Below are 24,616 nucleotides of genomic sequence, written 5' to 3'. Positions count from 1 at the left end.
CCGTAAGCTTTACGGGCTTCGCCTTACTTAGGTTTTACTGTAAAGCCAGCATCTAACCCCATGAATTTTTTTCTGATACCGGGTAGATTTAAACCAAGATTCATGAATGTTAAAATCGATACCGGTGACACATTGATAGGCGAGACAACCTCACCCATTTCCAAACGAATCGTGTTCATCATTCTTATAGTAGACTGATTGATATGGGTCTTTGGTAGGCAGTTAATTGCCTTGCGAATTTTTCGCGCATTTATTAACGTGTGAGTCGCCACCATAAATGTGGTGATTAGCTTATTAAGAGTTCTCAGCGGTCGCATACATGGACTAGAGTTGTACCATTTTCTTGTGGAAATATACGCCCAAGTACGTGGCATTTTTCTGGAGAGGAAAAGGCGAAGTGTTAAAAGTTCGCTAAATAAATGTCTGACATCCCTGACTGCTGCGTTATCTCTAGGCAAGCGTGAAACGCACAACCAGCTTTTAATTCTAATCGCATTATTGTGGCCATTAAGCCTGAGTCGGGCGATCTCTTTCTTTATTTGCAACTCTTGTACGCGAAGATCGGGGCTGCCTTCATCTAAATGAAAAGCCAGAACAGCTCCCTTGTCGTAGCTCAGCGTCAAGCCATTTCCTATAGGAATAGGCATTCCCTCGTTTCCTAACAAAGTTTGAATAACTAGGCCGATTACTAAAAAGGCTAACCCTCCCATATTCGGAAGATAGTTATGATAAGGCAAATATTCAAAGCCTAGACCTGTGCCCATTGCTGCACTGATTAGATCATGAAGTATGATAAAACCTATCAAAGAACCGCAGAATGCCACGGATATGAGCAGTACTCGAATTCCCCATACATTAAATGACTTCAGAAGCAGTATGTGCCACCATTGTTTGAGTCTATGCGAAAGGTCTTTTCCATTTTTTTTTGCGATGATCGTTGACCCGATGTAATAGAAAGTCAGGAGTCCGATCACGGCCAGTATTAAAGCCCAGACAAATCTAAAGGTAATCCCTATATGTAATGATTCTATTGCGAACATATTCTGCTCTAAGTTTAACTTGCGGACAATCAATTAGTTCTTGACTTAATCAGGTGTTGGGCAAGCTCATTAGTAGAATAAATCAACCCCAACGAAGTATTACCTTCGATGGGGTTCTGGATTCGACCAAACCGAAGCGGTTATTTCAGTGACAGCATCAGCGTCAAAGGTGAAATAGAGCTTTCAATGAATCCGGCGTACTTTTTATAAAAGTTCGCCAAATCTTGATCGAGCGCATGAACCAAAAGCGCGCGCGATCCTACAGTCTCTGATGCTGCGATTGAGCGCTCGATGGCGTCTTGCAACAGAGCTTTTGCCACGCCTTGTCCTTGGATCGTTTTATCGACACCCAAGCGACCAAGAATCGTGACGGGGCATGGATTTGGGGCATTGCGTTGCAGCTTTTTTGGAGCTTCATCACGCACGACCGCGCCATTGGTGAGCGTGTAAAAGCCCAGCACCTGGGTTGAACCTTTACGGCACGTCACGTAAATGACAGCGTCTTTAGCCGCTTGTGCTTTGAGAGCCCGTTTGACGTATGTGTCGATTGAGGCTTCACCGCATTCGAAAGCGCTAAAATCATGCATTTCGTTCAGTTTTTCGGGAGCACTCAACTCCAGATTTTTGGTCTTTGCAGTAGTTCCTTGAGACATTTGTTTTCTCCGATTGGGTTGTCTTCTAAAGCCCTCTCGAATTGGTCAAATGCTACATCGTCGAGCACAAACAATCGTCTATCCAGAATTACATCCTCCGCTTTTTGGCAGGCTGCATCCACAATAAAGCTTGTTCTGTCACTCCCCAATATTGCAGCTGCCATATCGATCAGGTTTCGTTTTTTTATGTCCACCCGCATATTTATCGCGGCTGGCTTTTCCTTCATGCTTATAATTTCTAATTCTGATTTCATAATTTAATATTCCAACTTCAAACTAGCGTTAAGTTTCGCTCCTTACTTCCTCCTTAGGACTTTATCATTCCCAAAACGTTAATTTTCACTTTCATTGTTCCACTCCATTTAGGGTAGTTTGTGTGTACACACGGTTTGGCTTCAGTAAGCCTAAGTGCCTGTCGGCTTCAAGGGTAAGGGCAGATGTGGTGCCACTGAGAACAATATTAACCTCTTGTGTAGCTTTTGTCAATACCAAGCTATACAAATGCTACACAGCATGCGTCGTGAGAGCTGCAGTCTTCGGAGCGAAATAATCAGGCGGCAGGGTCGAAGCCTCCCTTTTTCCTCCCTTTTGGCGGTAGGCCTTCACTCAGATACCGCGCTTTGTAAATAATCGAGCATCAGCGAAAGGATAGCGTCAGCGGCCTGTGGTTGCAGGTGGCCTTCGCTGTCCATCGGCAAATATGGCCTCGCCGGTATGTCACCCCACAGCTGCGGAAAATCCGCCTGTTCTCCACCAAACTGCATCATCGCCGCATACGGTTTGTTGCTGCCAACCATGGCCGAACTGTCGGTTGCGTGCGTGGTTATCGAGGCCGCCAAACCAGCAGCATTGACCTGCAGGATTTGCCCCGGCCAGTGGCCGTGCTTTGCACGTTTCTCAGTGGTGACATCCGAGAGCTCGGGCCACTCGGGGCGGCCTTCGTGTTCGAAGTTTTCTTCGGTTTGGCTGGCGAGTTCGGCGGCGATGGATTGCATTAGAGGGTTGAGGTCGCCGATAACGTTTTCGATTTGGCTGAGGGTTTGTTGTAGGTGTTGGTGTTTTAGTTCGATGGTGAGCATGGGGGCTTTGTTTCTGGGTGATGGGTTTGTTAGTGGGGTTGGTTAGTCAGGATCAAAAGATCGCAGGCTTCGCCATTTCCTACAGGGGTGAGAGTTCGGCTTTGGTGTTGCGGTGGCTGGTTGTGCGCTATCGCGAGCAGGCTCACTCCTACAGGGGGATGCGGTGTTTCAGTTGGGTGGGTGGTCGGTGGTGGTTTGTTTTAGGGCTGTGCCAGGGGCGTGGTTGAAGCCGGGGTCGGTTTTGAAGGTGATGTTGTGGCCTTGAGCGTTGGTGAGGCGTAGGCCGGTGACGGTGGCGGTTCGGATTTCGCCGGTGTGTTTGTTGTGGCCGGTTTCTACGGTTTCGGTGAAGGTGCGGCCTTGGCTGGTTTGGACGGTGAGGCCTCGGCGTTTGACGGCGGCTTCTGTTAGGGCGACGACGCGGCAGCGGCAGTTGAAGCCGTTGGGTGGGTAAATGAATTGCCAGATTGGGTCGTCGTGGCGGAAGACTTGACCGTGGAGTGCGCGGTGGCTGGGGCGGGTTTTGCCGTCGAGGGTGGCGACGAGCATCCAGTATGGGTGGGTGTCGGTGGTGGTTTCCATGCTGGCTTTGCGGCCGGCCATGTAGGCGCTTTGCAGGTTGGTTTGGTAGATGGTTTTGAGGCGGCGTGGGCTGCCGAGTTGTACGGGCTCGGCGGTGCCTTGGCTGTCGACGATGATTTGTTTGCCCCACCAGCCTTGGGCTCGGAGGGTTGGTTGTAGGTTGGCGGTGAATTGTTTGAGGGTTTGTCCTTGTTGCAGGGCCGTTTCGAGGGCGGCGCGGATGTCGGAGAGCAGGTCGAGGCGCATGGCTTTGGCGACGGTGAAGGCTTGGTCGTGGGCTTGGTCGAGTTGGTCTTGCCAGTGCCAGGTGATGGCGTAGCCCTTGGCTTTTAGGTAGGCGATGGCGTTGGCGGGTTCGAGGCCGAAGATGGCTTTGAGGTCGAGGGGGTTGAGGCGTTTGGTGTGGGTGGCCATGTCAGTCTTCCGTGTCTGCGTTGGCGCTGAGGCGGCCCCAGGTGTTGGCGATGAAGATGAGTTGGGCGAGTTGTTGTTCGAGGGCTTGGGTGTCCATGTGTGGGTAGGCTTCGGCCAATTGGCCGAGGGCGTCGGTATGGTCGTGGCTGCGCTGTAGGGCTTGGATCAAGGGGGCGATGGCGTGTTGGCTGTATTGTTGGAGGGTGTTGGCGGGCAGGCTTTGGATGGCTTGGTCTAGGGCGATTTGGTCGAGGATGGGCCTGACGTTGGGTTCGGCGAATGCGGTTGAACCCTGCGGTGCTGGCGTATGTTGGAGGTCGCCGTCTTGCAGGTTGTAGGTGCGTTGCCAGTAGGCGTTGCTGAATTTGACGCCGGATTCGGTGAGGGCTTTGTCGCGCTGGGCGAGGCTTTTGTCGATTTCTTCTTGTTGCCACAGGGCGTAGACCGGGGCGGCGACGTTGGTGCCGAAGTTGAGGTCGACGACGAGTCGGATGCAGGCGTTGAGTGCGGAGGCGACGATGCCGGCGTCGCCGTCGCGGATGTCTTGGGTGACTTCGGCGCCTGCGGTGGCGCTGGCGCGGTTGCTGTCTTTTTCGGTGGTCTGGTTTTGGCCGAGCATGGCGACGTTGATTTCGCTGCGGCAGTACTCGAGTAGTTGGCGGAAGACGTCGGCGCTGCCGGCTTTGCCGGCGGCTTCGATGATTTGGACGCTGGCGTCGTCGGGTATGGCGGCGACGGCGTCTTGGACCATGGCTTCGAGGCTGTCGAGTAGCAGGTTGGTTTCGTCGTCGGTGGCGCCGCGTGGGTGTTTGCCGATGACCCAGGGGCTGCCGTATTTCTCTGTGAATTGGACCCAGTATTTGAGCCCGCCTTTCATGAACGTGGCGGGCCAGAAGCACATGCTTAGGTCCGGGAAGCCGTAGGGGTTGGCGTAGGTGGCGTCTTGGCGGGCGACGATGAAGCGTTGCGGGTCGCAGGGCTCGCCGTCGGGGCCGGCGTCTTTGGCGCGAAAGCGCAGTGTGTTGTGTTGGTCGTAGAAGAACCATTCGGCCGGTTTGCCGAGCAGGTCTTGCGGCACCCAGTGTTTGCCGAGTGGCTGCCATAGCAGTTCGACAGGTTGGTAGCCGAAGAGCGGCGCGTCGAGCAGTTCGCGCAGGATGCGATCGAGGTCGAGGTCGGCGAGCCAGTCGTTGATGAAGCGCTCGATTTTGGGTGAGGCTTCGCCGCGTTTCAGACCTCGTTCCAAGGAGAGGACGGCGGCTTTGCGACGGCGGATGTTGCCACCGACCAGGGCGCTGCTGCGCAGGTCGCGGTAGACCTTGATGTCTTTGCCTTGGGCTTTGAGGATGGGGTCCGGGTTTGGCAGTTGGGTGGCGAAACTGCCGGCCTCGATGCGGCTACGGGTGGCGATGTGGCGCTTGAGTGCGGGCTTGCGTTTGGCGTCGGTGAAGCTGACGAATTGTGTGGGGCTGATCCATAGGCCTTGGTTGTTCATGCGTACCCTTGGGTGATGCGTGTGCCCTGGCGTGGGCGACGTGATTTGACGGTGACGGGGCCGGCGGCGACTTCGAGTGTGGCGAAGTGGGCCAAGGCGCCTGCCCCAGCGAAGTCGCCGTGGCGGTAGAGGTCGGGGTTTTTGAGGTCTTGTTGGCGGGCTTTGGCGATCATGGGGATGCCGTCGATGGTTTCGATGGCGCGGATGTCTTGGTGCAGGGAGTCGTCGAGGGGCAGCGTGAGGCTGGCGTCTTCGAAGAGTTGGACGAATTTGGGCATCCAGGCCCCGTACCAGGCGCGGCTGATTTTGACTTGTTGGATGCGGCTGTGGCCGAACTGGTCGGCGGTTTCTTCGGCGAGGGTTTCGCCGTTGCCGGTGGCGTCGAGTGCGGCACCGATGAAGCGCGGCAGTCCTTGCAGGATGTAGAAGAGGATTTGTTTTTGTTGCCGGGTGGGCACTTTGTGCAGTTCGACGACGAAGGGTACGTCGCGGTGCCGCGCTTGGTCGACGGACATGGGGCAGATGATGGAGAAGTCCCGGTGTCGGGCGTAGTCCATGCCCAGGAAGTGGCGCACGTCGGGCGTCAGGTCTTGTTGCATGACGGGGGTCAGGTAGCGTTCGATCCAGTCGGTTATGTAGGCTTCGCGGCGATGGATGGGTTGTTGGGTGAAGGCGTCGTCGAGGGCCAGACGCAGGACGCTGCTGCCCGGGCGCATGGCTTCGTCGATCCATACGCCGGGGATGCAGACGCCGTTGCCGTCGCGCGGGATGGCGTCGAGTTCTTCGCGCATTTGCGCTTTGCGCGGCCCGTAGGCGTTGCGGATTTTTTTGTACCAGACTTCTTTGCCTTCTACGGTCGGGACTTGCCCGGCCATGTAGCAGACGCGTTCGTACAGGCCGTTGGCGACGGCGTCGTCGAAGGTGGCGCGGTAGACCTGAGCGCTGTCGCCGTAGCGTTTGTCGCGGATGTCGCTGACCATTTGGTTGAAGGCGTTGGCCTTGCCGTTGTGGGTGCTGATGATGACGATGCGCCCGCCCCAGATGAGTAGCGCGGTGGCGGCGTCGAGTACCGCGGAGACGTTTCGGTGGAAGGCGGCTTCGTCGATGATGACTTTGCCTTGCAGGCCGCGGACGCTGGCGGGGTTGCTGGAGAGCGCGACGATTTTGAAGCCTGAGGCGTAGCGGATGCGGTAGGCGTTGATCTGCCGGGTGTTGCCTGCCTCGTCTTGATCAAGGAATAAAAACTCTTCGATTTGGCTGACGCCGGAGGCTTGGGCCTGGGCGATGACGCGGCTGAATTTGGCGCAGTAGCCGATGAATTCGAGACCCTTTTCTTTGGTGTCGCCGATGTAGAAGCAGTCCATGCCGCTGGCGCTTTTTTGCGAGGCGGCGGTGATGACGCTGTCGAGGGCTTCGGCGAAGGTGATGCCGGTGCGCCGGCCTTTTTCACAGAGTTTGATTTGCGCGTCGATGGCGAGCCATTGGGCTTGGTGGGCCATGAGTAGGCCTTCGGTTTGCGGGTTGTAGCCTTCGGGAATTTGGCGAACGCTGGGCGGCAGTTCGTCCCATTCGATGACGCGTAGTGTGCTGGCGGAGGGTTTCATGGTTTGACGCCGAGGAAGGTTTGGCGCCAGTACTGGGCTTGGTCTTCGGTCATGCCTTGGGTTTTGACGGCGTTGTCGAGTTGGGCGGCTTGTTCTTGCAGGAGGCGTTCGCGGGTGGCTGTTTCGATGGTTTGGCGTTCTTTGACGCTGAGGGTTCGGGCTTCCATGGTGGCTTTGGCGGCGCGGGCCAAGGCGGATATTTCGGCGATGGTGATGTCGTCTTTTTCGTGGGCGCCCAAGGCGGCTTGGTAGGTCAGGGTTGAGATGGCTTCGACGAGGAGTACACCGGTTTTGTCGGAGGCGTCTTCACCGAAGGCGCCGACGAAGGCTTCGGCCATTTCTCGCTGTTGGCGGACTTTGTCGGTGAGTTGGTCGAAGCCGACTTTGAAGCGCCCCAGGGCGCTGCGGCTGGGGGGCTTTTGGCTGGGGAAGCGGGCCTGGATGTCGGTGAGCATGGCGTCGAGGGTGTGACGGTCTTCGCGCAGGAGTTTGTGCAGGTAGGCTTTGACGTCGGCCGGCAGGCGGTTGATGGTGGATTTGCCGGCCATGGTCAGGCGCCCGGCCGTTGGATGCCGGGGACGCGGGCTCGGCCGGCGGCGATGTCTTGGCCGCGTTCGGTGAGGGTGGCGACGAGGATGGGACCGATGTCTGTGAGGGTGATGGCGTGTTGTTCGGCTAGCCAGTGCAGTTCGGTTTTGGTTTGGTCACGGCTGGCGCTGTGGCCGTAGTGGTCCAGAGCGGTGTTGAGGACGGAGCTGTTGGCGCGGTAGCCGGGCATGTCGGCGAGCAAGCGCAGGATGACGAGGCGTATGTCGTGGCGCAGGTAGTCGGTGTATGGGGTCATGGTTTTTCTCGCAGGAGGTAGTCGTTGATGCGGTCGAGGGCGCGGGCCAGTGGGCTGAGGGCGTCTTTGACGCCGGTGAGTTCGGCGCGGATGGCTTTCATGTCGCCAAGCAGGTCGGCGATGGCGCTTTGGTCTGGCAGGTGGCGGACGTGTTCTTCGAGGGCGACGATGCGGGTGCCGAGTTCAAGCAGTTGTTGAGCGCTGGCGGCTTGGCGTTTGGCGATCCAGGTGTAGAGGCTGAGGACGGTGAGGATTAGCCATTGGACGATTTGGAGGATGGTGTTGAGGTCTTGGAGGTTCATGTGGGGCCCCGGGTGGTGAAGGGGGTGTTGCGGGGGGATTGCGGGCGCATGGGGTTGCCTCCGGTCAGGGCACGCGGGTTTGCGGGTGCCAGAAATACACACGCCGCTATGGTGGGCGGCGTGGGGTTGGAGGGCTTTTAAATGGGTTTAGGGAGATTCAGCGGTTTGGCATTTGCATTTGCGTTTGGATTTCGGCGCGTGAATGCTGCTTTCTCGGAAGTCGAAAATTTGGGCGATCGAAGATTGGAACCAGCCTATTTGTGGCAGCTCTTTTTTCGGATATCCGATCGCTCGCATGAGTTCTCTATGGCAGATCGCATTGAGTACGTGCATGACTGGTGGTTCTTCGGCTTCGATACAAAGGCGTGCTTCTTTGATAGCGAGTAGACGCTCTTCAGTAGCCTCGCCGAGCATGCTTTTTTCCAATTCAACGTATTTGCGCATGAAGTCGGTGTGGTCGCGCCCACGTTGTGCACTGCCAACGACAAGGTTGATAGATGAGACAACGGTGACTACACCCGAGGCGACAATCGCAACGACTTTGTATTTGTCTTGAAGAACGCCAAATATCGCCGCTGAGCCGAAGATCAAGGACAGCATGTTGGATGTTTTATCCAGTCGGTCGTAGAAGCCGCGGCGACGTTGGTGATAGCGGATTGACCTTTGTATGTCGAAGAGTTGGTCACCCCAGCGGAATTTTAGGTCCGCATTCTCATCGAGCACGGCTTCAGCCTCTGCCCGGTCGCGGACGTGGCGCCGGCAAAGTGTTCATCACTTCATTGATGTCGTCAGGCCCATCGCCGAAGGGGATCTCATTGCTAAAAGAATCTTTTCGATTGCCAAGGCCAGTATCTCTCCAAGGGTTTTGCCACACCTCGTTGGAGCTTGTTTCCTCATTGCTATCGATGAGTTTGTCGGTGTCCGGCTGATTTTTGTCGTAATCCTTTGTCATTCTATTCACTCCTTGCGTTGGTTATTCGCCGTAACAGCTTGCGCGTGATGGCTTTTTGGTTTCGGGCAGCACTTTAATGTGATTTTGAGTGGATTTGCACATTTTCATGCGCCGTTGGGATGTTCTCTCGCGCCAACAGCCTGAAGGCAGGCTTCTTTATTTGTGTCGTACTCATCTCGATGACTTTGGATAGCGCCAGGAACAGTCTCTTCGCCCCCTTGCCGCACAGCGCCGACTTGGGCCTGCCACCAGCTGTTGGCAAAGATGCCGGCTGACGCGCAGTTGCCCAAAGGTTCGAAGGCGGAACGACCGAATTGAGCTTGGCCGGCTTCACGCAGGGTTTTGAAGTGTTGGCTGTGGGTCGACAGGTCTTTGAGGTTGTTGGCTTTGAGGATTGGCAGGCCTTGGGCCATAGCGGTATCGAGGTCTGCGAGGTATTGGGTGGCGCTGGCAAGGGCTTGGGGGCTGGCGCTGGTGTAGGCGGCCGGTGGAGGCTGCGTTTCGCTGGTTTGGGCGACAACGGGTTCTACGGGGGTGGGTTTGTTTGGGGTGAGCCCATACCAGCCTATGGCGACGAGGATTGCCCAGGTCAGCAGTGGTGCGATTTTTTTGGCGATGGTTTTTTGCGGTTTTGTGGCGGTGTTCTGGGGCATTTTGAATCTCCTTGTGGGTGTTTCGTCCTTGGGTGTTGCTTAGTGTGCTGCTACGAGCATGAAAGCGAGGCATCCGAACGCGCCTGTTGTGATGAGGGCGTAGGCTTTGAGTGCGTCGGGCAGGTGGTCTTTGATTGAGAAGCTTATGGCGGCGAGGCCGATGCAGGCCACGCAGACTTTCAGGATGATTCGGTTGTTGCGCTGCTGGCGGGCGTGGGCTGTTTTTTGGGCGGCAATGTGGTCGTGGGTATGCAGGTTGTAGTCGCAGTGCATGCACAGTTGGGTGTAGCGCCAGGTGTCACGGTCGCATTGGGGGCATTGGCGGGATCGGTCGCTGTCGTGGGGTGGTGGGTGTTTGGTGGTGGTGTTGATGTCGAAGGTCTGGGTGCCTAGGTTGATGTGGCCGCGGTTGCCTTTGATTTTGATGGTGAGTTGATGTTCTTTTCCATCCTTGGGGAGGTTTTGTATTTCCTCTGAAAGCCTGGCAGATAGTTTGCTGACCAGGTCTCCGTCCTCGCTTGGCATAGTCTTCCTTTGCTGTTTCAGCGATTTATTACCAATTTCAATATGCGCTCAACGCGCGCTTCGTCGAACGTGTGTTCGTGTCCGAGCGCGTTGTAGATTTCTGCGGCCACTTCGGCCAGTTTTCTGGATGGCCAGCGCCGGCCGGCCTGTTTGGCGGCGGCTTCGAGCATTTCGATGATTCGTCCGAGTTTTTCGCCGTCGATGGGGGCCCATAGGGGGGCTTGTGTCGGGTCGATGATTTTTTGGCCGGTGATGATGTAGTACATGTCGGCGCCAGCGTTGGCGATGGCGGCCATGTAGTCGGCGTCGGGGACGCGTTCGCCTGCTTCGTAGAGCATTTGGGTTTTTTTGGTTACGTCGGCCAAGGCGGCGAAGTCGGTTTGGTTGAGGCCTAGCCGTGTCCGCTCGGCGCGTAGCCGTTCACAAAAGGAAACCATTCGGTTGCCTAAATCCTTTTACATGGGAACCGCTCGGTTCCATGATGGGTTCACACCGTCCGACCACGAACGGTAACTTAATCGGCACCAAGGCTGGTGCTGTACCCCGGAGGGATTTCATGGTGCTACGTACTGCGGATGAGGCCAGAGCTGAGCTTAGGGCCAAAGGTATTTCGATCACTCAATGGGCAATCGCTAATCGTTTTTCGCCCAACCTGGTGTTTGAGGTGTTGGGTGGACGCAAGAAGTGTGTACGCGGTCAGACGCACGAGATTGCGATCAAGTTAGGGCTTAAGGCCGGAGAAATTTGTGTTGATCCGGCGGCGGCCCTTGAGCCTTCGCGTTATGTGGCGTGAGGCTCTAGATGAAAAATCATATCGACTATCGGGAATTTACCGCTTTTAAACGTTCGCCGAGACGGTGCGCGGTGCAAATAGAGAGATTTCCTACAAAAAACACACCAAATGCCACTTTTTTGGGGACTGCCCGTGGGCGACTTAATGAATGGGCAGCGCCTGACTCTGGTGTTGAGGGTGCCAATTTACCCGATTTTTTTGTGCGAACTGTGTCGGGTTTGAGCGGCGCGGGTTTGGAGGCCAGGTCTTGAGGCGGCCGGTGTCGGCGTCGGCTCGGGTGTTGCGTGTGCTGAAAGCGTTGAAGGGGCACACGGTGACGGGCTTGAGTAATGCGGAATTGGCTGTTTTGACGCAGGACAGCCCGAGCAATGTGACACGGGCGATGCAGGCGCTGATTGAGGAAGGTTTGGCGCTGAAGTTGGATAACGGTCGCTTTGCTCATTCGGTGGGTGTGTTGCAGATCGCGCAGGCGCATGTCGAGCACATGGCGCGTTTGACGGGGCGTATGCAGGAAATCAATCAGTTGATTGCGGCGGGGTCGCAGGTTTAAGGAGTGTTGTATGGCACGGAGCAAAAGTAGTTGTGCAGAGGCGTTGGTGTTGCCAGCGCTGGATGGGGCGATGTTGATGGCTGATCAGAATGCGATGGCGTCGTTGCAGGCTTTGCACGGTGATGAGCGGGATGTGGTGAATCAGGTGTTGGGCCAGGCGCAGATGGCGGGTGCGTTGGAGGCGTTTTCCCGCACGGTGCGGATTTCGAAGTTGGCGTTTGTTAAGGAGAACAAGCTGTATCGGGCGATTGCGGGGGGTAAATGTCCGCACGGTGCGCAGGTGTTGAGCGGTACGTGGGCGGAGTTTTGCGGGTTGTTGGGGCGTTCGGTTGATCAGGTGGATCGGGATATTGCGAATGTGCGGGCCTTTGGTGAGGAGGCGCTGGATTCGATGTCCCGGATGGGGATTGGGTATCGGGAGTTGCGTCAGTATCGCCAGTTGCCGCAGGACCAGCAGGCGGCGCTGATTGCGGTGGCGAAGGCCGGTGATAAGGAGGCGTTTGTTGAGTTGGCTGAGGAGATTATTGCCAAGCATGCTCGGGAGAAGGATGCGTTGGGCCAGCGCCTTGAGGCGGTGAATGCCGATTACACGGCGCAAGGGCTGTTGATGGCGAAGAGGTCTGGTGAGTTGGATGACGCTCGCCGTGCGCTGGAGCGTTCGCGGCAGCAGGTTCAGGGGATGCCGGCCGATGAGGTGGCGAAGGCGTTGCGCGCTGAGGTGGCGGCGATTGCTTTTGAGGCAGAGGCCTGTGTGTTGGGGCCGTTGCGTGAGGGGTTTGCGAAGTTGGGGGCGTTGGGCGCTGACGGTGAGGAGCATCGGGTGTTCAAGGCCGGTTTGATTGGGCAGTTGGAGGTCACGTTGGGGGCGGTTCGCAGTGAGTTTAATTTGCTGGATCGGGTGGATGGTTCGGCGGTTTGGCTGACGGCTGCGGAGGCTTGATATGAATCCTGTTCAGGTTCAGCAGTTGATGGAGGTTGCACGGCGTTTGGATGCGGCTGCGCATGGCGAGCGTGCGGCTATTTATGAGGCTGGCATGTTGGCGCTTGGGGTGTCGCTTTCTACTCTGCAGCGCCAGTTGAAGTTGGTGAGTGTGGCGAAGCCGCGTAAGCGTCGTCGTGATGCGGGATCCAGTGCGTTGCCGCTTGAGGAGGCTAGGTTGATTTCGGCGTTGTTGCTGGAGTCGATTCGGGCGAACGATAAGCAGTTGTCGACGATTGTGCGGGCGGTTGAGCGTTTGCGCAGTAATGGTCTAATTTCGGCGGGTCGTGTGGATGAGGCAACGGGTGTGTTTCGGCCTTTGAGCCGCAGTGCGATTTGTCGGGCATTGGTCGCTTATAAGTTGCATCCCTCGCAGTTGTTGCAGGATGCCCCGGCGGTGTCGTTGGCGAGTTTGCATCCCAATCATGTGTGGCAGGTGGATGCTTCGATTTCGACGCAGTTTTATTTGGCCGATGATGGCGCGCGGGTGATGAGTAAGGCTGAGTTTTATGACGGTAAGCCGGCGAATCTGAAGAGAATTGAGCGTCAGCGGTTGTGGCGATATGTGGTGACCGATCATACGAGCGGGACGCTGTATGTGGAGTATGTGCTGGGCGCCGAGTCGGCCGAGAATTTGTGCAGTGTGTTGATTAATGCGATGCAGAAGCGCGGTGAGTCTGATCCTTTTCATGGTGTGCCGTGGGTGTTGATGACTGATCCCGGGGCGGCGATGACGAGTGGGATTTTCCGTAATCTTTGCCGGGCGTTGTCGATTGATTTGGTGATTAATCGGGTCGGGAATGCACGGGCGAAAGGTCAGGTTGAGCAGGCGCACAATTTGGTTGAGCGGGAGTTTGAGAGTGCTTTGAGGTTTCAGGCGGCCAGGACATTGGAGCAGGTTAATTCGTGGGCCGGCCAGTGGATGCGGTTTTTTAATGGGACGGCTGTTCATACCCGCACGCGGCAAACTCGATATGGGGTTTGGCAGTTGATTAGGCCTGAGCAGTTGCGCTTGGCGCCGAGTGTTGAGGTGTGTCGCGAGTTGGCGGTTAGTACGCCTGAGTATCGCAAGGTGAGTAATTTGTTGCGGGTGTCGTTCCGCGGTGATTCGTTTGATGTGAGTTCGGTGCCATCGGTGATGGTGGGTGAAAAGCTGCTGATTACGCGTAATTGTTGGCGGGATAAAGACTCCGCGCTGGCTGTTTTGGTGGGCGATGACGGGCGTGAGGCGTATCACGTGATTGAGCGTATCGGCTTTGATTCGTTTGGGTTTGCTGAGTCGGCGGCGATGATCGGTGGGCGTTATAAGCGCCATGCGGATACGCCGGCGCAGGTGTCGCGCAAGGTGTTGGAGCAGTTGGCGACTGGTACGAGTTGTGAGGCGGATGCGCAGGCCGCGCGTAAGGCGAAGGCTGTGCCGTTTGGTGGGCGGATTGATCCGCATAAGTATGTGAGTGACACGGTGTTGCCGGCTTATTTGCCACGCCGTGGTTCGAATCTGACTGTGAATACCCCGACTGTTGAAGTTCCCCCGCTGAGTTTGGTTGAGGCTGCGAAGTTGTTGCGCCCGCGCTTGGGCCATTTATGGTCGCCGAAGACGTATGGCTGGTTGTTGGAGCGTTTCCCCGATGGGGTTGCTCAGGAGCAGCTTGAGGCGATTGAGGCTGAGTTGAAGCGGCCTGTTGAGGTGAGGCGTAGGCCGGTCAGTTCGGTTGGGGGTGAGTGATGTTGAAGCTGAAAGGGATTTTGCAGGATGTGGGCCGGCCGCAAGCCGCGTTGGCGCAGTCGTTGAGGTTGAGTAGTGCCACGGTTGCGCAGTTGGTGAATCACAGTCTTTGGCCTCGCAGTCTGGACGGTGATGAGTTGCGGGTTCGTATCAGGCGTTTTTTGTCGGCTTCTGGTGCGAATGATGCCGCGATTGAGGGGGCTTTTGATGAAGTGGATGTGCCGTGTGTAAGCGCCGATATTCCGGCCGCGGTGATGGAGCTGTCCAAGGAGGACGAATTGATGTTGTTGCCTAAGCAAACGCTACAACCTGCTACTCGCAAGGCTTTTGGTCTGTTTCGTGATCCGTTTGATGAGTTGCAGTGTGCTCAGGATATGTGGGTGAGTCCGGATATTCGTTATGTGCGTGAGGCGATGTATCAGACGGCGCGCCATGGTGGTTTTTTGGCGGTTGAGGGGGAATCAGGGGCCGGTAAAAGTACGCTTCGCCGGGACCTGGTGAATCGCCTTGCTGAGAACAGTGATCCGGTGCTGGTTATTGAGCCGTATGTGTTGGCGTCTGAGGATAACGATTCGAAGGGGAAATCGCTTAAGAGTACGCATATCGCGGAGTCGATGATGGCGGCTGTGGCGCCGTTGGCCAAACCTAAGAGCAGTCCTGAGGCGCGGTTTGCTCAGTTGCATCGGGCGTTGAAGGAGTCGCATGCGGCCGGGTATCGCCATTGTCTGGTGATTGAGGAGGCGCATAGTTTGCCGGTGCCGACGCTTAAGCATTTGAAGCGAATTTTGGAGCTTGAGGTCGGGTTCACGAAGTTGGTGAGCGTGATCATGATCGGCCAGCCGGAGTTGGGGGTGAAGTTGAGCGAGCGCAATGCCGATGTGCGGGAGGTGGTGCAGCGGTGTGAGCGTGTGACGTTGGGACCGGTTGATGATTCGCGGCTGGGGGAGTTTTTGACCTTTCGGTTTGATCGGGTGGGTAAGGCGCTGGGCGATGTGGTCGATCAAGGCGCTATTGAGGCGATTGCGGCGCGGTTGTCTCAGTCCTCTCGCCAGGGTGGGAGGGATTCGACTGTTTCGCTGTTGTATCCGTTGGCGATTGGGAATCTGGTGATTGCGGCGATGAATTTGGCGGTTCAGTTGGGGGTGCCCAAGGTGACTGCTGATGTGGTTAAGGGGGTGTGATTTGGAGTCTCTTAATCTGGCGGGTCGGTTGAGGCGTGAGCCGTTGAGTATTTTGGCTGAGGGGTTTGCGGTCATGCTTTCGGCCTTCAACGAAGTGGTCCGGGAGTTGCGTGGGGCTGGTATTGAGGTCAAGCAGCAGGTGCTGCTGGACAATAAGGTGTTTATTGATGAGGCTAGTGCGGATCTGTTCGTTGAGCAGTTCGGGGATGTTTTGCGGGGTGTCCGTTATTCGTCTGCGGGGCAGTTCACTTGTAATACGGTGACTGTGCGTGGGGTTGATGTGGCTTGGCTCACGTTGGTCAGGGAGCAGGCGCAATGATCGGTGGCCTCGAGCGTGCGGCGGTGCGGGTATGAGTGACTTCCGTAGTAAGGGGCCAGAGTTGTTGGTTGATCTGACTGAGCATGTGGCTGCCTCGTTGGTCGAGCTGGTGTCGATGGAGGATGGGGCGGCTCGGCATGTGGCTCAGGAGGTGGCCGATCGGATGGCGGCGCATTGGGGCGGGCAGAATGTCTATTTTCCGATGGGGCTGGCGGGTAAGTTGAGTCGGAGAGATCGGGAGATCTTTGAGGCGTTCAATGGGACGAATCATAGTGATCTGGCGCGCAGGTATTCGGTGTCGCTGCAATGGATTTATAAGATTGTGAAGGCTGTGAGGAAGGATGAGGTGGCGCGTCGACAGGCGGATCTGTTCGCCCCGTCGGTTGATGACTGACGGGGCGATTTTCATTGCACTGGGTGTAAGGGAATTGCAGATGGTGTCCCAGTTTGTGCCAGGGTAGCCCGGCATGTGTCGGGTTTATCTAGCTTCTTGGGTATGATTTAGGTCACGCGTCAACACTCATGTCAGCGTATCTCTTGACTATCCCCCGATCAGTCCCCTCTCCCTCTGGGAGAGGGCTAGGGTGAGGGGCTTTTGATTTTCAGCTTCAAGGTCTGTCCCAGTACGGCACTTCGCCGAAGCACTCAACAAAGAAATCAATCACCGTCCGCACCTTCACCGACAACCTTCGACTCCCCGGCCACAGCACTGCGATCTGCTGCGGCTCCAGGCTGTTCGACACCTGATACTCGCGCAACACCGGCACCAGCGTGCCTTCGCGCACCGCTTCACCAATCAACCAGGACGGAAACATCACCAGCCCCAAGCCTTGTTCGGCGGCCTGGGTGAGGGTGTCGGCGTGGTTGCCAGTGATCGGGCCTTTGACCGAGTAAGGCGTCCAGTCGTCCTGATCCTGACGGAAAAACCAGCGTTGCTGACCGGTCGCACCTTTGTAGGCCAGGCACTGGTGTTGCGCGAGTTCGTCGGGATGTTGCGGTGTGCCGTGGCGCTTCAGATAAGTCGGGCTGGCCGCGACCTGAAAGCGGTGCGGCGCGAGAATCCGCGCCTGCATGCTCGAGTCGTGCATCGGGCCGATGCGAAACAGCAGGTCGGCGCCTTCCTGCAACGGGTCGACGTAATGGTCAGTCTGCTGGATGTCCAGTTGCAGCTTTGGATAGCGCGCGCACAACTGACCGAGCCACGGCGTCAGATGCCGTTGGCCGAACACCACCGGCGCGTTGATCCGCACCAGCCCGGTGGGTTCGCTTTGCTGTTCCTGCAACGCCTGCTCGGCCTCTTCCAGTTGCACCAGCACCAGCCGCGCATGGTGGCCGAGCATGCGCCCGGCCTCGGTCGGCGTCACGGCGCGGGTGTGGCGGTAGAGCAATTGCTGGTTCAGCGCCTGCTCCATCAACTGGATCTGCCGTGAAATCGAAGAGGGCGCCACGCCCTCGCGGCGGGCGACTTCGGAAAAACTGCCGTGGTCGAGCACCGCCACAAACAGCCTCAGCGCCTTGAATCCTAGTTCGTTCAGCCCGTGCATGGATCGTCCTGCTGTGCGCATTGCGCAAAAGTGTTGTCCGGATGCTCCCATTTATCGCACAGCTACGCCAGCCGATAATCCGCGCCATCGTTTACTTGCTTGGGTTTTGGATGATGCAGACATTGGATGAAGTGAGTGTGCCGGCGCCGGCGACCCGGTCGTGGTTGCGCCTGTTGTTGCTGCCGCTGGTGATTCTGGCCGGCATGGGCCTGTCGGTGGAGGCCGGGTTACTGGGGCCGCTGGGGCAGCAGGTCGGGCATCTGTGGGCGACCTTGAGCATCTTCGGCGTGGGTTCGGCGATTCTGTTTTTGCTGCTGTTGTTCGCCGGCCCGCAGAAAGGCCCGGCGCTGACCGATCTGCCGCGTTGGCAATTGATCGGCGGCTTTCTCGGGCCGATGTACGTGGTGGTGCTGACCCTGGCGACGCCGCATATCGGGATCGCGATGACGATGATCGCGATCCTGTCCGGGCAGGTCGGCAAGAGTGTGCTGATCGACCATTTCGGCTGGTTCGGCGCGACGCGCAAGAAGGTCAATGCCGAGCGCTGGCTGGCGTTGGGGTTGATAGTGGTGGCACTGGTTCTGATTGCGCGGGGTTGAGAATATGAGTCTGGTTATTTTGTTGGCAGTGGTGGTGTTGGCTGGCGCGGTGTTGAGTGTGCAGGCGGCGATCAATGGGCGCTTGGGCGAGACCGTCGGGGTGTTGCGCAGTAGTTTGCTGACGTTTTTCGTCGGGGCTGTGGTCACCGGGTTGTTGATTGTATTTTTTGAACCGGCGCATGCGGTGAGTTTGCTTGATGTGCCGAAGTGGCAGGTCTGCGGGGCGCTGTTTGGCGTGGTTTACATGATGGTCATGGTTGGCGCGGTGCCTGTTGTGGGGACTGCGGTGGCGACTGTTGCGGTGATTGTTGGCCAACTTGGGATGGGGATGTTGATCGATAATTTTGGCTGGCTGGGGAATCCGGCGATCGAGCTTTCGTCCTCGCGGGTGTTGGCGATGGTGTGTCTGGGGTTGGCTTTGGTCTTTATGTATCGGAGTAGTGTTCGTCGTTCTGATTGAGATTGGGTGTATATCCGTTGCTGCGGTAACGGCGGCTTAGGGTTTCGCCCTTACGGCGACTCACTTTTTTTACAAACGCCTAAAAAAAGTAAGCAAAAAAACGCTTGCTCCTACGTTCGGCCCGCTCGCTGGGGCTCGGGGGCCCTTCGCTCCGGGCTTCATCCGGGCGCAGCGCCTACGGTTTGCTTCGCTGCACCTCCTCTCGCTGTGTTTGGCTGCGCCAAACGGTCGCTGCGCTCCCACCCCCGGATGAATCCCTCCACTCAGCCTTCCGACGTCGCCCGTGGATCAAGATCAAAAGCTGCAGCCGAGCTTGCGCTCATCCTGTTGAGTGGTGGAAAAGCATGCGGTCGGCTTGTGTTCTGTGTTGGATCTACCCCTCACCCCAGCCCTCTCCCGAGGGAGAGGGAGCCGATTTTTGAGCCTTTCAGAACCTGAGTTCGACTGGGTGTTTCACGTCGGCGCACCTCTCCCAAACACCGCGATCAGTTCCCTCTCCCTCCGGGAGAGGGCTAGGGTGAGGGGCTCTTGATCTGGCTTTTGATGTGGCTTTGGCTTTTGATCTTTTGCCCCTTCGGCAGGCCGAGCGTAGGTGTTCATCCGGGGGTTAGGCGCGCAGCGCCATGCGGCGAAGCCGCATACATCGAGAGGAGGTGCAGCGAAGCAAACCGGAGGCGATGCCCCCGGATGGACACCGTAGCGAGGGAACACTGAGCCTAAGCGAAGTGCCGTACGCCGGGGCAAAGCCTTTTGGGTTACCTTTTCGGCGTTTGGAAAAGGTGACTCGCTGTAAGAGCGAAACCGCCAGCGGCAGCACCCGAAAAAACGGATATACACCCAAAAACCAAGTATCCAAATCGCACCCAAGCAAAATCAAAAGATCGCAGCCTTCGTCAGCTCCTACACTGGTATTTACGGCTTATCCCAAAAGCCCAGACAACCACCAAAAAAAGGAGTCTGCCCCCATGCCCGATAGAAAATGCGACTGCCCCAACTGCAAATGCACGATCAAGGAAGGCGACCACGCCTACGCCGTGCACGGCAAACACTATTGCTGTGAAGCCTGCGCGCACCACCACAAGGGCGGTGAAGAGTGTTCAAGCAAAGGCTGCCATTGCGCCCACCCCAAATAACCGCGCGCAAAAAAAGTGGAGCCTAATCAGGCTCCACTTGCAGTTTCAGGCTTTCATCATCCAGCCGTTCGGTACGGCGCACCGTGCCTTGCAGTCGTCGCCCGTCAACCCTGACCACCACGGTTTTCGCCTGGTCGAGGTCTTCCGGTAACGGCGCCGGCACACGCAGGGCGAAGCTATACGGGTCGTCTTCGACAGCCTCAAGACCCACCCGACAGTCCACGCTTTTGGTGATACGTCCGAACAGGGTGTCCAGTCCGTAATCCAGATGCGCCGGGCTGAAGATGCTGGTCATTGTGTACGCCCCCAAAGAGTCCCCATCGCCTGACGAGAGTCTAGCTCGCCGGTCGCCATGTGACGTTTTCCACGCCGAATTTCTCCGCCATCGGTTTGCTGGTCTTTTGCACTTTTTCCCGGCCGAAACGCGGGATGCGACCCACACCGGCGTCGCAGCTTGCCCAGTGCCACGCCTCGGCGTTGTCCATTCTGTCCGAGCGGATAATGAACGACTTAGGCGTGCCGTGAAGGGTGTAATCGATGACAAACAGTTTTGCGTTGTTCATAAAGCCCGTAATCCTCCCTGTGGTATTAGAAGGATCGCGGCGCGTCGGGAAAATTCACTCGGATTGTCCGACGGTATCTATCGTTGTCGACGCTGTGACCGACTGGTTACCATGCGCCTTCCGCCAACCCCAATGAATGCTCGCCATGGCCCTCGCCGCACCCCCCGATCTCACGGATACCGATGTGCCGGTGCAACCGCTGGCGCGTACCTATCCGCGTGGTTTGTTCATCGAGCCGCACGAGCATGTCTGGGGGCAGTTGCTGTATGCGATGAGCGGGGTGATGTGGGTCGAAACCCCGCATGAGGCGCTGGTGGTGCCGCCGCAGCGGGCGGTGTGGTTGCCGCCCGGGGTGCCGCATGGAATTCGCGTGGTCTCGGACTTGCAAATGCGCAATATCTACCTGCGCCCGGTGCTGGCGGCAACGCTGGATCCGACGGTGCAGGTGATCGAGGTCGGTGGGCTGTTGCGTGAGTTGATCGTCGGGCTGGTGGAGCAGGGCGACAGCGGTGAGCCGGCTTATTACGACGCCTTGGTCGGGCTGGCGTTGCTAGAGCTCAAGCGTGCCCGGCGCTCGCAATTGAAGATCCCGCTGCCGGACGATTCCGACCGGCGTCTGATGAATCTGTGCCAGGCGGTGATGGCGGCACCGTCGCTGGAGATCCCGTTCGAACAGCACGCGGAAAACGCCGGGGCCAGCGTGCGCACGCTGGCGCGGCTGTTCAAGGACAGCCTCGGCATGGGCTTCGCCGAATGGCGGCGGCAGGTGCAACTGGCGACGGCGGTGGCCGAGTTGATTCAGGGCGTGCCGGTGAGCGCGATCGCTCGCGAGCTGGGATACTCGCCGAGCAGTTTCAGTGACATGTTCCGGCGCGAGCTGGGCGTGGCGCCTTCGCAATTTACGGCCACCTGAACGCAATCCCTGTGGGAGCGGGCTTGCTCGCGAAAGCGGTTTGTCTGTGAAGCATAAAGTGACTGACCCGCCGCCTTCGCGAGCAAGCCCGCTCCCACAGGGGACGACAGTGAACGCGGGGAATTGGCCGAAATTCAGAAGTCCTTGGCCGACACCTCTGCCGATCCTTCCCTAGACTTTGCCCATTCCTTTCACGCGGCGGAGTTTCCTCCATGAACTACCTGATTTCGCTGGCCATCGGTCTCGGTGTCGGCCTGCTCTATGGCGCGCTGGATTTTCGTTCCCCGGCACCACCGGCCATCGCGCTGGTGGGGCTGCTGGGCATGCTCGCGGGTGAGCAGCTGTGGCCGATGGGCCGGCAACTGGTCGCCGGTTGGCTGTCCTGAATTCCTTTTTCCCTTTGATGGATGTCCTCATGAAAGCACTGCAATTCGATAAAACCGGCGATCTGTCTTCCCTGCATTTCGTCGACGTACCGACCCCGGTGCCCGGCGCTGATGAAGTGCTGGTCGAGATCAAGGCGGCCGGTCTGAACCCCAGCGATGTGAAGAACGTGCTCGGGCGATTTCCGTACACCACGTTGCCACGGATTCCCGGGCGTGATTTTGCCGGTGTCGTGGTCGAAGGCCCGCAGGCGTTGCTCGGTCAGGAAGTCTGGGGCACCGGGCGTGAGCTGGGCTTTTTCGCCGATGGCTCGCACGCGCAGTTCGTCAAACTGCCAGCCAATGGCGTGGCGCACAAACCGTCGCACTTGAGTTTCGCCCAGGCGGCCAGCCTCGGCGTGCCGTACACCACGGCGTGGGATGCGCTGGAGCGTAGCTTGGTGACGGCTGAAACCCGTTTGCTGGTGATCGGTGGCGGCGCGGTGGCCACGGCGGCATTGGCGTTGGCCAAGGTGCGCGGTGCGCAGATCCTCGCGGCAGCGCGGCGGCCGGAGCAGGTCAAGGAGTTGCAGGCGCAGGGCTTCCAGACGATTCAGCTGGATAAACCCGAAGACCTCGGCGCGCAGGTCAACGCGGTGTACAGCGGTGGCGCTGACGTGATCTTCGACACCACCGGCTTCTGGCTGCCGGCCTCGGTGGCGGCACTGGCAGCGTTCGGCCGCATCGCGATCATCGCCGCACCGGTCGACGGCCATGTGCAGTTGCCGGCGCTGGCGTTGTACCGCAAGGGCGGTTCGGTGGTCGGGATCAACTCGCTGCTGTACGGCGTGCAAGCCTGTGCGGCGATGCTCGAGCAGTTTGGGCGGTTCTTTGATGAGGATCTGTTGCCGTTGCCGCAGTGGTTGGTGCAGGTGCCATTGGCGGAGGGGGTGGACAGCTACGCGCAGGTGAATCAGGGCAGTGGCGACAAGGTCATCCTGATTCCCTGACACCGCAAAACAACTGTGGGAGCGGGCTTGCTCGCGAAAGCGGTGTGTCAGCGAAGCAAGTATTGGCTGATACACCGCATTCGCGAGCAAGCCCGCTCCCACATTTTTACCGTGTTGTACTCAGGATTGCGGAACGCCGTTTTCCCACGCCGACCAGTGTTTCAGAATGTCCTGCACCAGCGGGTTGCCGGCGCGATAGAGGTTTTCCAGCGCCGGCACGAACCCGCCCTGATCGGCGTATTTCAGCAGATTATCCACTTCACTGCCGCCCGGTGCCGGCCGATCAAAGTCAGAGCCGGCACGCACCACGGCCAGACGCTGCACATCCACCAGACCTTCGCGACTGGCACGCAGCAGCGCTTCATAGGTGGAGTTGTCTTCCTGTTGTGTGGTGCAGTATTCACCCTTGTTATCGGTCAGCAGTTTGGTCCAGACCTCGGCGCGTTCGCTCAGGCGTGTACCGGAGAACCAGGTGTTGCCCGCCAGCGTGTCGCAGCGCGTGACCACGGGCGGCTGATTGGCCGGGGCCGAGGGGTATTTCCGGCGCCACGCCGCCGACTCCTTGCTCTCGCTCAGTTCGACCTTGTGGCTCAGGGCGAAGGCTTTGGCCTGCAGTGTCGGGTTGAGTTCGAAGACTTCGGTCTTGTAGTCCAGCGGCGGCTTTTCGTTCGGACCCTTGGTGTTGATACCGAGGTAACCGGTCGGCCAGCTCGCCGGCGCATCGCGCGAATCCAGTTCCCATTGGGTACCGAATTCCACCAGGTAATGCGCCCACGCGGCGGTGCCGATGGTCCCGTGCTTCGGGCTGATGCCGGCGATACCCGCGATCAGGAAGTAGCTTTTGCGCAGGTCGAATTTCGGCGACAGCGCCAGGGCCAGGGTCGAGGCGGCAGCGTTGGTCTGGCCCATGCCGGTGGTCAGCAGACACACCTGCTGGCTGTTGCAGCGAATGCTCGGGTACTCGGCGGACAGCCCCGGTACGCGGATTTCCTGTTTTAGGTCGAGGCGCTCGATCCAGTTCTGCGCCTCGGGGGCGAACATGGTGATCAGTACGACTTTCGGCTGGATCGGCGCTTCAGCCGCCCACGCCGTGGAAGAGAGCAGGGCCGCAGCGGCCAGGGTCAGACGCGTCATTGCTTGCATGAGAATCTCCTGATTTCAGAACTGGTAGCCGATGCCGGCGTAGTAACCCCAACCGTTGGAGCGCGCGCGGAAATTGCCGTCGCCGAAGTTCAACTCACTGCCGTCCTCCCAGTTGCCGCCGTTATGGAAGTAACGGCCGACCAGGGTGAAGCGCAGGTGGGTGAACGAATACAGCAACACGTTGGTCGCCACCGTGGCATTGGCGGTGCGCGCCGGGTTGTCCTTGTGGATGTCCGAGCCGAAGTCGAAGTTGGTGAAACCGATGTAGGTCAGCGACGCGCCATTGCTGAATTTGTCGATGGGCACGATGTACTTGAGCTGCGCGCGGTAGCCGTCCCACGAATACTCATTGCTCGCGCCATAGTTTTCCCACTGGTAGCGCCCGTACAGGTTGGCCGACAGGTTGACCCGCGAATGGGTGTCGATGTCGGTGCCGAAGCCGCTGTACAGGGTGTTGGCGCGGTTCTCCTTGCGGCTGCCGTGATCGTAGATCCAGTCGAACGCCACGTACCATTCCTTGAACGGGCCGATGGCCAGGCTGCGGCCGGCGAGGTAGTCGATAGAGATGCGCGGCTCGTGTTCCATGAACACCGGTGAGCCGTGATCCCACACGCCTTTGTCATGGCTGTTGCCGATGTTGAAGATCTTCGGAATGTCGACGTAGCCGTACAGCTCGAACGGACCCTTGCGCCCGAAGTACTCGTATTCCAGGTAGATATCGTCGGCCGGTTGCGGCCCGAAGCTGATGTCCTTGCTGCCGATCAGCGTCAGGTCCTGGTTGTACCAGTCCGACAGATACACGCCTTTTTTCGGCGGGGCAGCTTCCGGGCTGAGGGCTTCGCCCTGAGCGGATTCGTCGGGCAGCGCCGGTTGCGCCAACGCGCTGTGGCTGAGAACTCCGGTAACGCCGGTCAGTAGCAGGGAAACAGCAAACGTGCGCGCAAACGGGGCGCGAAGAAGGGAAGCAACGTGCATTCAAAGTCCTTTTTTTCGGATCGAGGCCCGGGTTCTGCGGGTCTGTACGGTTTTGTTACGAAAAAGCCGTTATCGGCAGGTCGCAAACGTTTGCACAAGGCGTACCAGTTTCTTTTAAACGCTGAAATTCTCCTGTGGGAGCGGGCTTGCTCGCGAAGGCGTCGGGTCAGGTGACACATCCTTCTCAGTTACACCGCTTTCGCGAGCAAGCCCGCTCCCACAG

General features: G+C 58.0%; 33 protein-coding genes. 13 read left to right on the top strand and 20 right to left on the bottom strand.

Going from position 1 to position 24,616, the window contains the following annotated elements:
* Positions 1-23: 23 nt before the first annotated feature.
* From J1G18_RS07390 to J1G18_RS07320, 15 genes are all read right to left on the bottom strand, one after another.
* Positions 24-1,040, bottom strand: coding sequence for a hypothetical protein (locus J1G18_RS07390; RefSeq protein ID WP_223007333.1), 1,017 nt, complete (start codon positions 1,038-1,040; stop codon positions 24-26).
* A gap of 140 nt (positions 1,041-1,180) precedes the next feature.
* A complete protein-coding gene (locus J1G18_RS07385; RefSeq protein ID WP_262415533.1) occupies positions 1,181-1,693 on the bottom strand; it encodes a GNAT family N-acetyltransferase in 513 nt (170 codons plus the stop codon).
* Positions 1,651-1,947, bottom strand: coding sequence for a DUF1778 domain-containing protein (locus J1G18_RS07380; RefSeq protein ID WP_221399029.1), 297 nt, complete (start codon positions 1,945-1,947; stop codon positions 1,651-1,653). Before J1G18_RS07380 ends, J1G18_RS07385 begins: the two co-directional genes overlap by 43 nt.
* A 348-nt stretch (positions 1,948-2,295) precedes the next feature.
* Positions 2,296-2,772, bottom strand: a complete 477-nt coding sequence (locus J1G18_RS07375) for a phage virion morphogenesis protein (RefSeq protein ID WP_223007332.1) — start codon at positions 2,770-2,772, stop codon at positions 2,296-2,298.
* A gap of 168 nt (positions 2,773-2,940) precedes the next feature.
* Positions 2,941-3,768, bottom strand: a complete 828-nt coding sequence (locus tag J1G18_RS07370; RefSeq protein ID WP_223007331.1) for a phage minor head protein — start codon at positions 3,766-3,768, stop codon at positions 2,941-2,943.
* Position 3,769: 1 nt separating this feature from the next.
* Complete coding sequence (locus J1G18_RS07365) at positions 3,770-5,263, bottom strand: DUF935 domain-containing protein (RefSeq protein ID WP_223007330.1); 1,494 nt, start codon at positions 5,261-5,263, stop codon at positions 3,770-3,772.
* Positions 5,260-6,867 carry a hypothetical protein gene (locus J1G18_RS07360; RefSeq protein WP_223007329.1) on the bottom strand — a complete coding sequence of 536 codons (1,608 nt, stop codon included), beginning with the start codon at positions 6,865-6,867 and terminating at the stop codon, positions 5,260-5,262. The genes J1G18_RS07365 and J1G18_RS07360 overlap by 4 nt, the downstream gene beginning before the upstream one ends.
* Positions 6,864-7,415: a phage protein Gp27 family protein gene (locus tag J1G18_RS07355; RefSeq protein ID WP_223007328.1), complete on the bottom strand. Its 552-nt coding sequence runs from the start codon at positions 7,413-7,415 to the stop codon at positions 6,864-6,866. Before J1G18_RS07355 ends, J1G18_RS07360 begins: the two co-directional genes overlap by 4 nt.
* A 2-nt stretch (positions 7,416-7,417) precedes the next feature.
* A complete protein-coding gene (locus tag J1G18_RS07350; protein WP_223007327.1) occupies positions 7,418-7,711 on the bottom strand; it encodes an ArsR family transcriptional regulator in 294 nt (97 codons plus the stop codon).
* Positions 7,708-8,013: a DUF2730 domain-containing protein gene (locus tag J1G18_RS07345; RefSeq protein WP_223007326.1), complete on the bottom strand. Its 306-nt coding sequence runs from the start codon at positions 8,011-8,013 to the stop codon at positions 7,708-7,710. The genes J1G18_RS07350 and J1G18_RS07345 overlap by 4 nt, the downstream gene beginning before the upstream one ends.
* A 147-nt stretch (positions 8,014-8,160) precedes the next feature.
* Entirely contained in the window at positions 8,161-8,736 is a 576-nt protein-coding gene (locus tag J1G18_RS07340) for a hypothetical protein (RefSeq protein ID WP_223007325.1), read from the bottom strand.
* Between the two features lie 4 nt (positions 8,737-8,740).
* Positions 8,741-8,965, bottom strand: a complete 225-nt coding sequence (locus J1G18_RS07335; RefSeq protein ID WP_223007324.1) for a hypothetical protein — start codon at positions 8,963-8,965, stop codon at positions 8,741-8,743.
* 104 nt (positions 8,966-9,069) lie between these two features.
* Positions 9,070-9,618, bottom strand: coding sequence for a hypothetical protein (locus tag J1G18_RS07330; RefSeq protein WP_223007323.1), 549 nt, complete (start codon positions 9,616-9,618; stop codon positions 9,070-9,072).
* Between the two features lie 39 nt (positions 9,619-9,657).
* Positions 9,658-10,143 carry a hypothetical protein gene (locus J1G18_RS07325; RefSeq protein ID WP_223007322.1) on the bottom strand — a complete coding sequence of 162 codons (486 nt, stop codon included), beginning with the start codon at positions 10,141-10,143 and terminating at the stop codon, positions 9,658-9,660.
* Positions 10,144-10,160: 17 nt separating this feature from the next.
* Positions 10,161-10,508 carry a hypothetical protein gene (locus tag J1G18_RS07320; protein WP_223007321.1) on the bottom strand — a complete coding sequence of 116 codons (348 nt, stop codon included), beginning with the start codon at positions 10,506-10,508 and terminating at the stop codon, positions 10,161-10,163.
* Between the two features lie 191 nt (positions 10,509-10,699).
* Between J1G18_RS07320 and J1G18_RS07315 the strand changes: the two genes are divergently transcribed.
* The 7 genes from J1G18_RS07315 to J1G18_RS07285 all read left to right on the top strand — a co-directional run bounded on the left by J1G18_RS07315 (position 10,700) and on the right by J1G18_RS07285 (position 16,085).
* Positions 10,700-10,936, top strand: coding sequence for a DNA-binding protein (locus J1G18_RS07315; RefSeq protein WP_223007320.1), 237 nt, complete (start codon positions 10,700-10,702; stop codon positions 10,934-10,936).
* Between the two features lie 247 nt (positions 10,937-11,183).
* A complete protein-coding gene (locus tag J1G18_RS07310) occupies positions 11,184-11,486 on the top strand; it encodes a helix-turn-helix domain-containing protein (RefSeq protein WP_223007319.1) in 303 nt (100 codons plus the stop codon).
* 10 nt (positions 11,487-11,496) lie between these two features.
* Positions 11,497-12,426, top strand: a complete 930-nt coding sequence (locus tag J1G18_RS07305) for a hypothetical protein (RefSeq protein WP_223007318.1) — start codon at positions 11,497-11,499, stop codon at positions 12,424-12,426.
* A 1-nt stretch (position 12,427) separates the two neighbouring features.
* Complete coding sequence (locus tag J1G18_RS07300; RefSeq protein WP_223007317.1) at positions 12,428-14,191, top strand: integrase catalytic domain-containing protein; 1,764 nt, start codon at positions 12,428-12,430, stop codon at positions 14,189-14,191.
* Entirely contained in the window at positions 14,191-15,372 is a 1,182-nt protein-coding gene (locus tag J1G18_RS07295) for an ExeA family protein (RefSeq protein WP_223007316.1), read from the top strand. The genes J1G18_RS07300 and J1G18_RS07295 overlap by 1 nt, the downstream gene beginning before the upstream one ends.
* 43 nt (positions 15,373-15,415) lie before the next feature.
* Positions 15,416-15,691: a hypothetical protein gene (locus tag J1G18_RS07290; protein ID WP_262415532.1), complete on the top strand. Its 276-nt coding sequence runs from the start codon at positions 15,416-15,418 to the stop codon at positions 15,689-15,691.
* 31 nt (positions 15,692-15,722) lie between these two features.
* On the top strand, positions 15,723-16,085 hold the full coding sequence (locus J1G18_RS07285) for a Mor transcription activator family protein (protein WP_223007314.1): 363 nt from the start codon (positions 15,723-15,725) through the stop codon (positions 16,083-16,085).
* A 214-nt stretch (positions 16,086-16,299) separates the two neighbouring features.
* Here the strand turns inward: J1G18_RS07285 and J1G18_RS07280 are convergent, their stop codons facing one another.
* The gene (locus J1G18_RS07280) at positions 16,300-17,235 is read right to left on the bottom strand and encodes a LysR family transcriptional regulator (RefSeq protein ID WP_139055733.1); all 936 of its coding nucleotides are present in this window, start codon (positions 17,233-17,235) and stop codon (positions 16,300-16,302) included.
* A gap of 113 nt (positions 17,236-17,348) precedes the next feature.
* On the opposite strand from J1G18_RS07280, the gene J1G18_RS07275 reads away from it, so the two are divergent.
* From J1G18_RS07275 to J1G18_RS07265, 3 genes are all read left to right on the top strand, one after another.
* Positions 17,349-17,834, top strand: a complete 486-nt coding sequence (locus tag J1G18_RS07275) for a DMT family transporter (protein ID WP_223007403.1) — start codon at positions 17,349-17,351, stop codon at positions 17,832-17,834.
* A gap of 4 nt (positions 17,835-17,838) precedes the next feature.
* Entirely contained in the window at positions 17,839-18,294 is a 456-nt protein-coding gene (locus J1G18_RS07270; protein ID WP_098968038.1) for a DMT family transporter, read from the top strand.
* 965 nt (positions 18,295-19,259) lie between these two features.
* A complete protein-coding gene (locus J1G18_RS07265; RefSeq protein ID WP_081730276.1) occupies positions 19,260-19,427 on the top strand; it encodes a metallothionein in 168 nt (55 codons plus the stop codon).
* 22 nt (positions 19,428-19,449) lie between these two features.
* On the opposite strand, the gene J1G18_RS07260 is transcribed toward J1G18_RS07265, so the two are convergent.
* Positions 19,450-19,722, bottom strand: a complete 273-nt coding sequence (locus J1G18_RS07260; protein ID WP_098968039.1) for a hypothetical protein — start codon at positions 19,720-19,722, stop codon at positions 19,450-19,452.
* Positions 19,723-19,762: 40 nt separating this feature from the next.
* Positions 19,763-19,990, bottom strand: a complete 228-nt coding sequence (locus tag J1G18_RS07255; protein ID WP_027613849.1) for a DUF6555 family protein — start codon at positions 19,988-19,990, stop codon at positions 19,763-19,765.
* Between the two features lie 136 nt (positions 19,991-20,126).
* Here J1G18_RS07255 and J1G18_RS07250 point away from each other — a divergent pair, with 136 nt between their 5' ends.
* The 3 genes from J1G18_RS07250 to J1G18_RS07240 all read left to right on the top strand — a co-directional run bounded on the left by J1G18_RS07250 (position 20,127) and on the right by J1G18_RS07240 (position 22,275).
* The gene (locus J1G18_RS07250; protein WP_223007313.1) at positions 20,127-20,903 is read left to right on the top strand and encodes an AraC family transcriptional regulator; all 777 of its coding nucleotides are present in this window, start codon (positions 20,127-20,129) and stop codon (positions 20,901-20,903) included.
* Between the two features lie 212 nt (positions 20,904-21,115).
* A complete protein-coding gene (locus J1G18_RS07245; protein WP_007969534.1) occupies positions 21,116-21,289 on the top strand; it encodes a DUF1427 family protein in 174 nt (57 codons plus the stop codon).
* A 29-nt stretch (positions 21,290-21,318) separates the two neighbouring features.
* On the top strand, positions 21,319-22,275 hold the full coding sequence (locus J1G18_RS07240; RefSeq protein ID WP_223007312.1) for a zinc-binding alcohol dehydrogenase family protein: 957 nt from the start codon (positions 21,319-21,321) through the stop codon (positions 22,273-22,275).
* Positions 22,276-22,395: 120 nt separating this feature from the next.
* Here J1G18_RS07240 and J1G18_RS07235 read toward each other — a convergent pair whose 3' ends face one another.
* Positions 22,396-23,418 (bottom strand): purine-nucleoside phosphorylase, encoded by a 1,023-nt coding sequence (locus J1G18_RS07235; RefSeq protein WP_210557544.1) that lies wholly within the window; start codon positions 23,416-23,418, stop codon positions 22,396-22,398.
* A gap of 15 nt (positions 23,419-23,433) precedes the next feature.
* Entirely contained in the window at positions 23,434-24,393 is a 960-nt protein-coding gene (locus J1G18_RS07230) for a nucleoside-specific channel-forming protein Tsx (RefSeq protein ID WP_223007311.1), read from the bottom strand.
* Positions 24,394-24,616: the final 223 nt, after the last annotated feature.

It is taken from the genome of Pseudomonas sp. MIS38, assembly GCF_019891575.1.
Taxonomy (GTDB): domain Bacteria; phylum Pseudomonadota; class Gammaproteobacteria; order Pseudomonadales; family Pseudomonadaceae; genus Aquipseudomonas; species Aquipseudomonas putida_A.
Note: the sequence above shows the minus strand (reverse complement) of the source record. Positions and strands in the feature narration are given on the sequence as shown.

Bases quoted from the DNA above. Each gene is read 5' to 3' on its own strand.
- J1G18_RS07385 (WP_262415533.1), bottom strand. From the start codon at position 1,693: ATGTCTCAAGGAACTACTGCAAAGACCAAAAATCTGGAGTTGAGTGCT.
- J1G18_RS07350 (WP_223007327.1), bottom strand. From the start codon at position 7,711: ATGACCCCATACACCGACTACCTGCGCCACGACATACGCCTCGTCATC.
- J1G18_RS07275 (WP_223007403.1), top strand. From the start codon at position 17,349: ATGCAGACATTGGATGAAGTGAGTGTGCCGGCGCCGGCGACCCGGTCG.
- J1G18_RS07285 (WP_223007314.1), top strand. From the start codon at position 15,723: ATGAGTGACTTCCGTAGTAAGGGGCCAGAGTTGTTGGTTGATCTGACT.
- J1G18_RS07245 (WP_007969534.1), top strand. From the start codon at position 21,116: ATGAACTACCTGATTTCGCTGGCCATCGGTCTCGGTGTCGGCCTGCTC.
- J1G18_RS07365 (WP_223007330.1), bottom strand. From the start codon at position 5,263: ATGAACAACCAAGGCCTATGGATCAGCCCCACACAATTCGTCAGCTTC.
- J1G18_RS07295 (WP_223007316.1), top strand. From the start codon at position 14,191: ATGTTGAAGCTGAAAGGGATTTTGCAGGATGTGGGCCGGCCGCAAGCC.
- J1G18_RS07250 (WP_223007313.1), top strand. From the start codon at position 20,127: ATGCTCGCCATGGCCCTCGCCGCACCCCCCGATCTCACGGATACCGAT.
- J1G18_RS07345 (WP_223007326.1), bottom strand. From the start codon at position 8,013: ATGAACCTCCAAGACCTCAACACCATCCTCCAAATCGTCCAATGGCTA.
- J1G18_RS07270 (WP_098968038.1), top strand. From the start codon at position 17,839: ATGAGTCTGGTTATTTTGTTGGCAGTGGTGGTGTTGGCTGGCGCGGTG.
- J1G18_RS07280 (WP_139055733.1), bottom strand. From the start codon at position 17,235: ATGCACGGGCTGAACGAACTAGGATTCAAGGCGCTGAGGCTGTTTGTG.
- J1G18_RS07380 (WP_221399029.1), bottom strand. From the start codon at position 1,947: ATGAAATCAGAATTAGAAATTATAAGCATGAAGGAAAAGCCAGCCGCG.
- J1G18_RS07330 (WP_223007323.1), bottom strand. From the start codon at position 9,618: ATGCCCCAGAACACCGCCACAAAACCGCAAAAAACCATCGCCAAAAAA.
- J1G18_RS07305 (WP_223007318.1), top strand. From the start codon at position 11,497: ATGGCACGGAGCAAAAGTAGTTGTGCAGAGGCGTTGGTGTTGCCAGCG.
- J1G18_RS07375 (WP_223007332.1), bottom strand. From the start codon at position 2,772: ATGCTCACCATCGAACTAAAACACCAACACCTACAACAAACCCTCAGC.
- J1G18_RS07255 (WP_027613849.1), bottom strand. From the start codon at position 19,990: ATGAACAACGCAAAACTGTTTGTCATCGATTACACCCTTCACGGCACG.
- J1G18_RS07355 (WP_223007328.1), bottom strand. From the start codon at position 7,415: ATGGCCGGCAAATCCACCATCAACCGCCTGCCGGCCGACGTCAAAGCC.
- J1G18_RS07260 (WP_098968039.1), bottom strand. From the start codon at position 19,722: ATGACCAGCATCTTCAGCCCGGCGCATCTGGATTACGGACTGGACACC.
- J1G18_RS07240 (WP_223007312.1), top strand. From the start codon at position 21,319: ATGAAAGCACTGCAATTCGATAAAACCGGCGATCTGTCTTCCCTGCAT.
- J1G18_RS07230 (WP_223007311.1), bottom strand. From the start codon at position 24,393: ATGCACGTTGCTTCCCTTCTTCGCGCCCCGTTTGCGCGCACGTTTGCT.
- J1G18_RS07315 (WP_223007320.1), top strand. From the start codon at position 10,700: ATGGTGCTACGTACTGCGGATGAGGCCAGAGCTGAGCTTAGGGCCAAA.
- J1G18_RS07390 (WP_223007333.1), bottom strand. From the start codon at position 1,040: ATGTTCGCAATAGAATCATTACATATAGGGATTACCTTTAGATTTGTC.
- J1G18_RS07325 (WP_223007322.1), bottom strand. From the start codon at position 10,143: ATGCCAAGCGAGGACGGAGACCTGGTCAGCAAACTATCTGCCAGGCTT.
- J1G18_RS07300 (WP_223007317.1), top strand. From the start codon at position 12,428: ATGAATCCTGTTCAGGTTCAGCAGTTGATGGAGGTTGCACGGCGTTTG.
- J1G18_RS07370 (WP_223007331.1), bottom strand. From the start codon at position 3,768: ATGGCCACCCACACCAAACGCCTCAACCCCCTCGACCTCAAAGCCATC.
- J1G18_RS07335 (WP_223007324.1), bottom strand. From the start codon at position 8,965: ATGACAAAGGATTACGACAAAAATCAGCCGGACACCGACAAACTCATC.
- J1G18_RS07235 (WP_210557544.1), bottom strand. From the start codon at position 23,418: ATGCAAGCAATGACGCGTCTGACCCTGGCCGCTGCGGCCCTGCTCTCT.
- J1G18_RS07265 (WP_081730276.1), top strand. From the start codon at position 19,260: ATGCCCGATAGAAAATGCGACTGCCCCAACTGCAAATGCACGATCAAG.
- J1G18_RS07360 (WP_223007329.1), bottom strand. From the start codon at position 6,867: ATGAAACCCTCCGCCAGCACACTACGCGTCATCGAATGGGACGAACTG.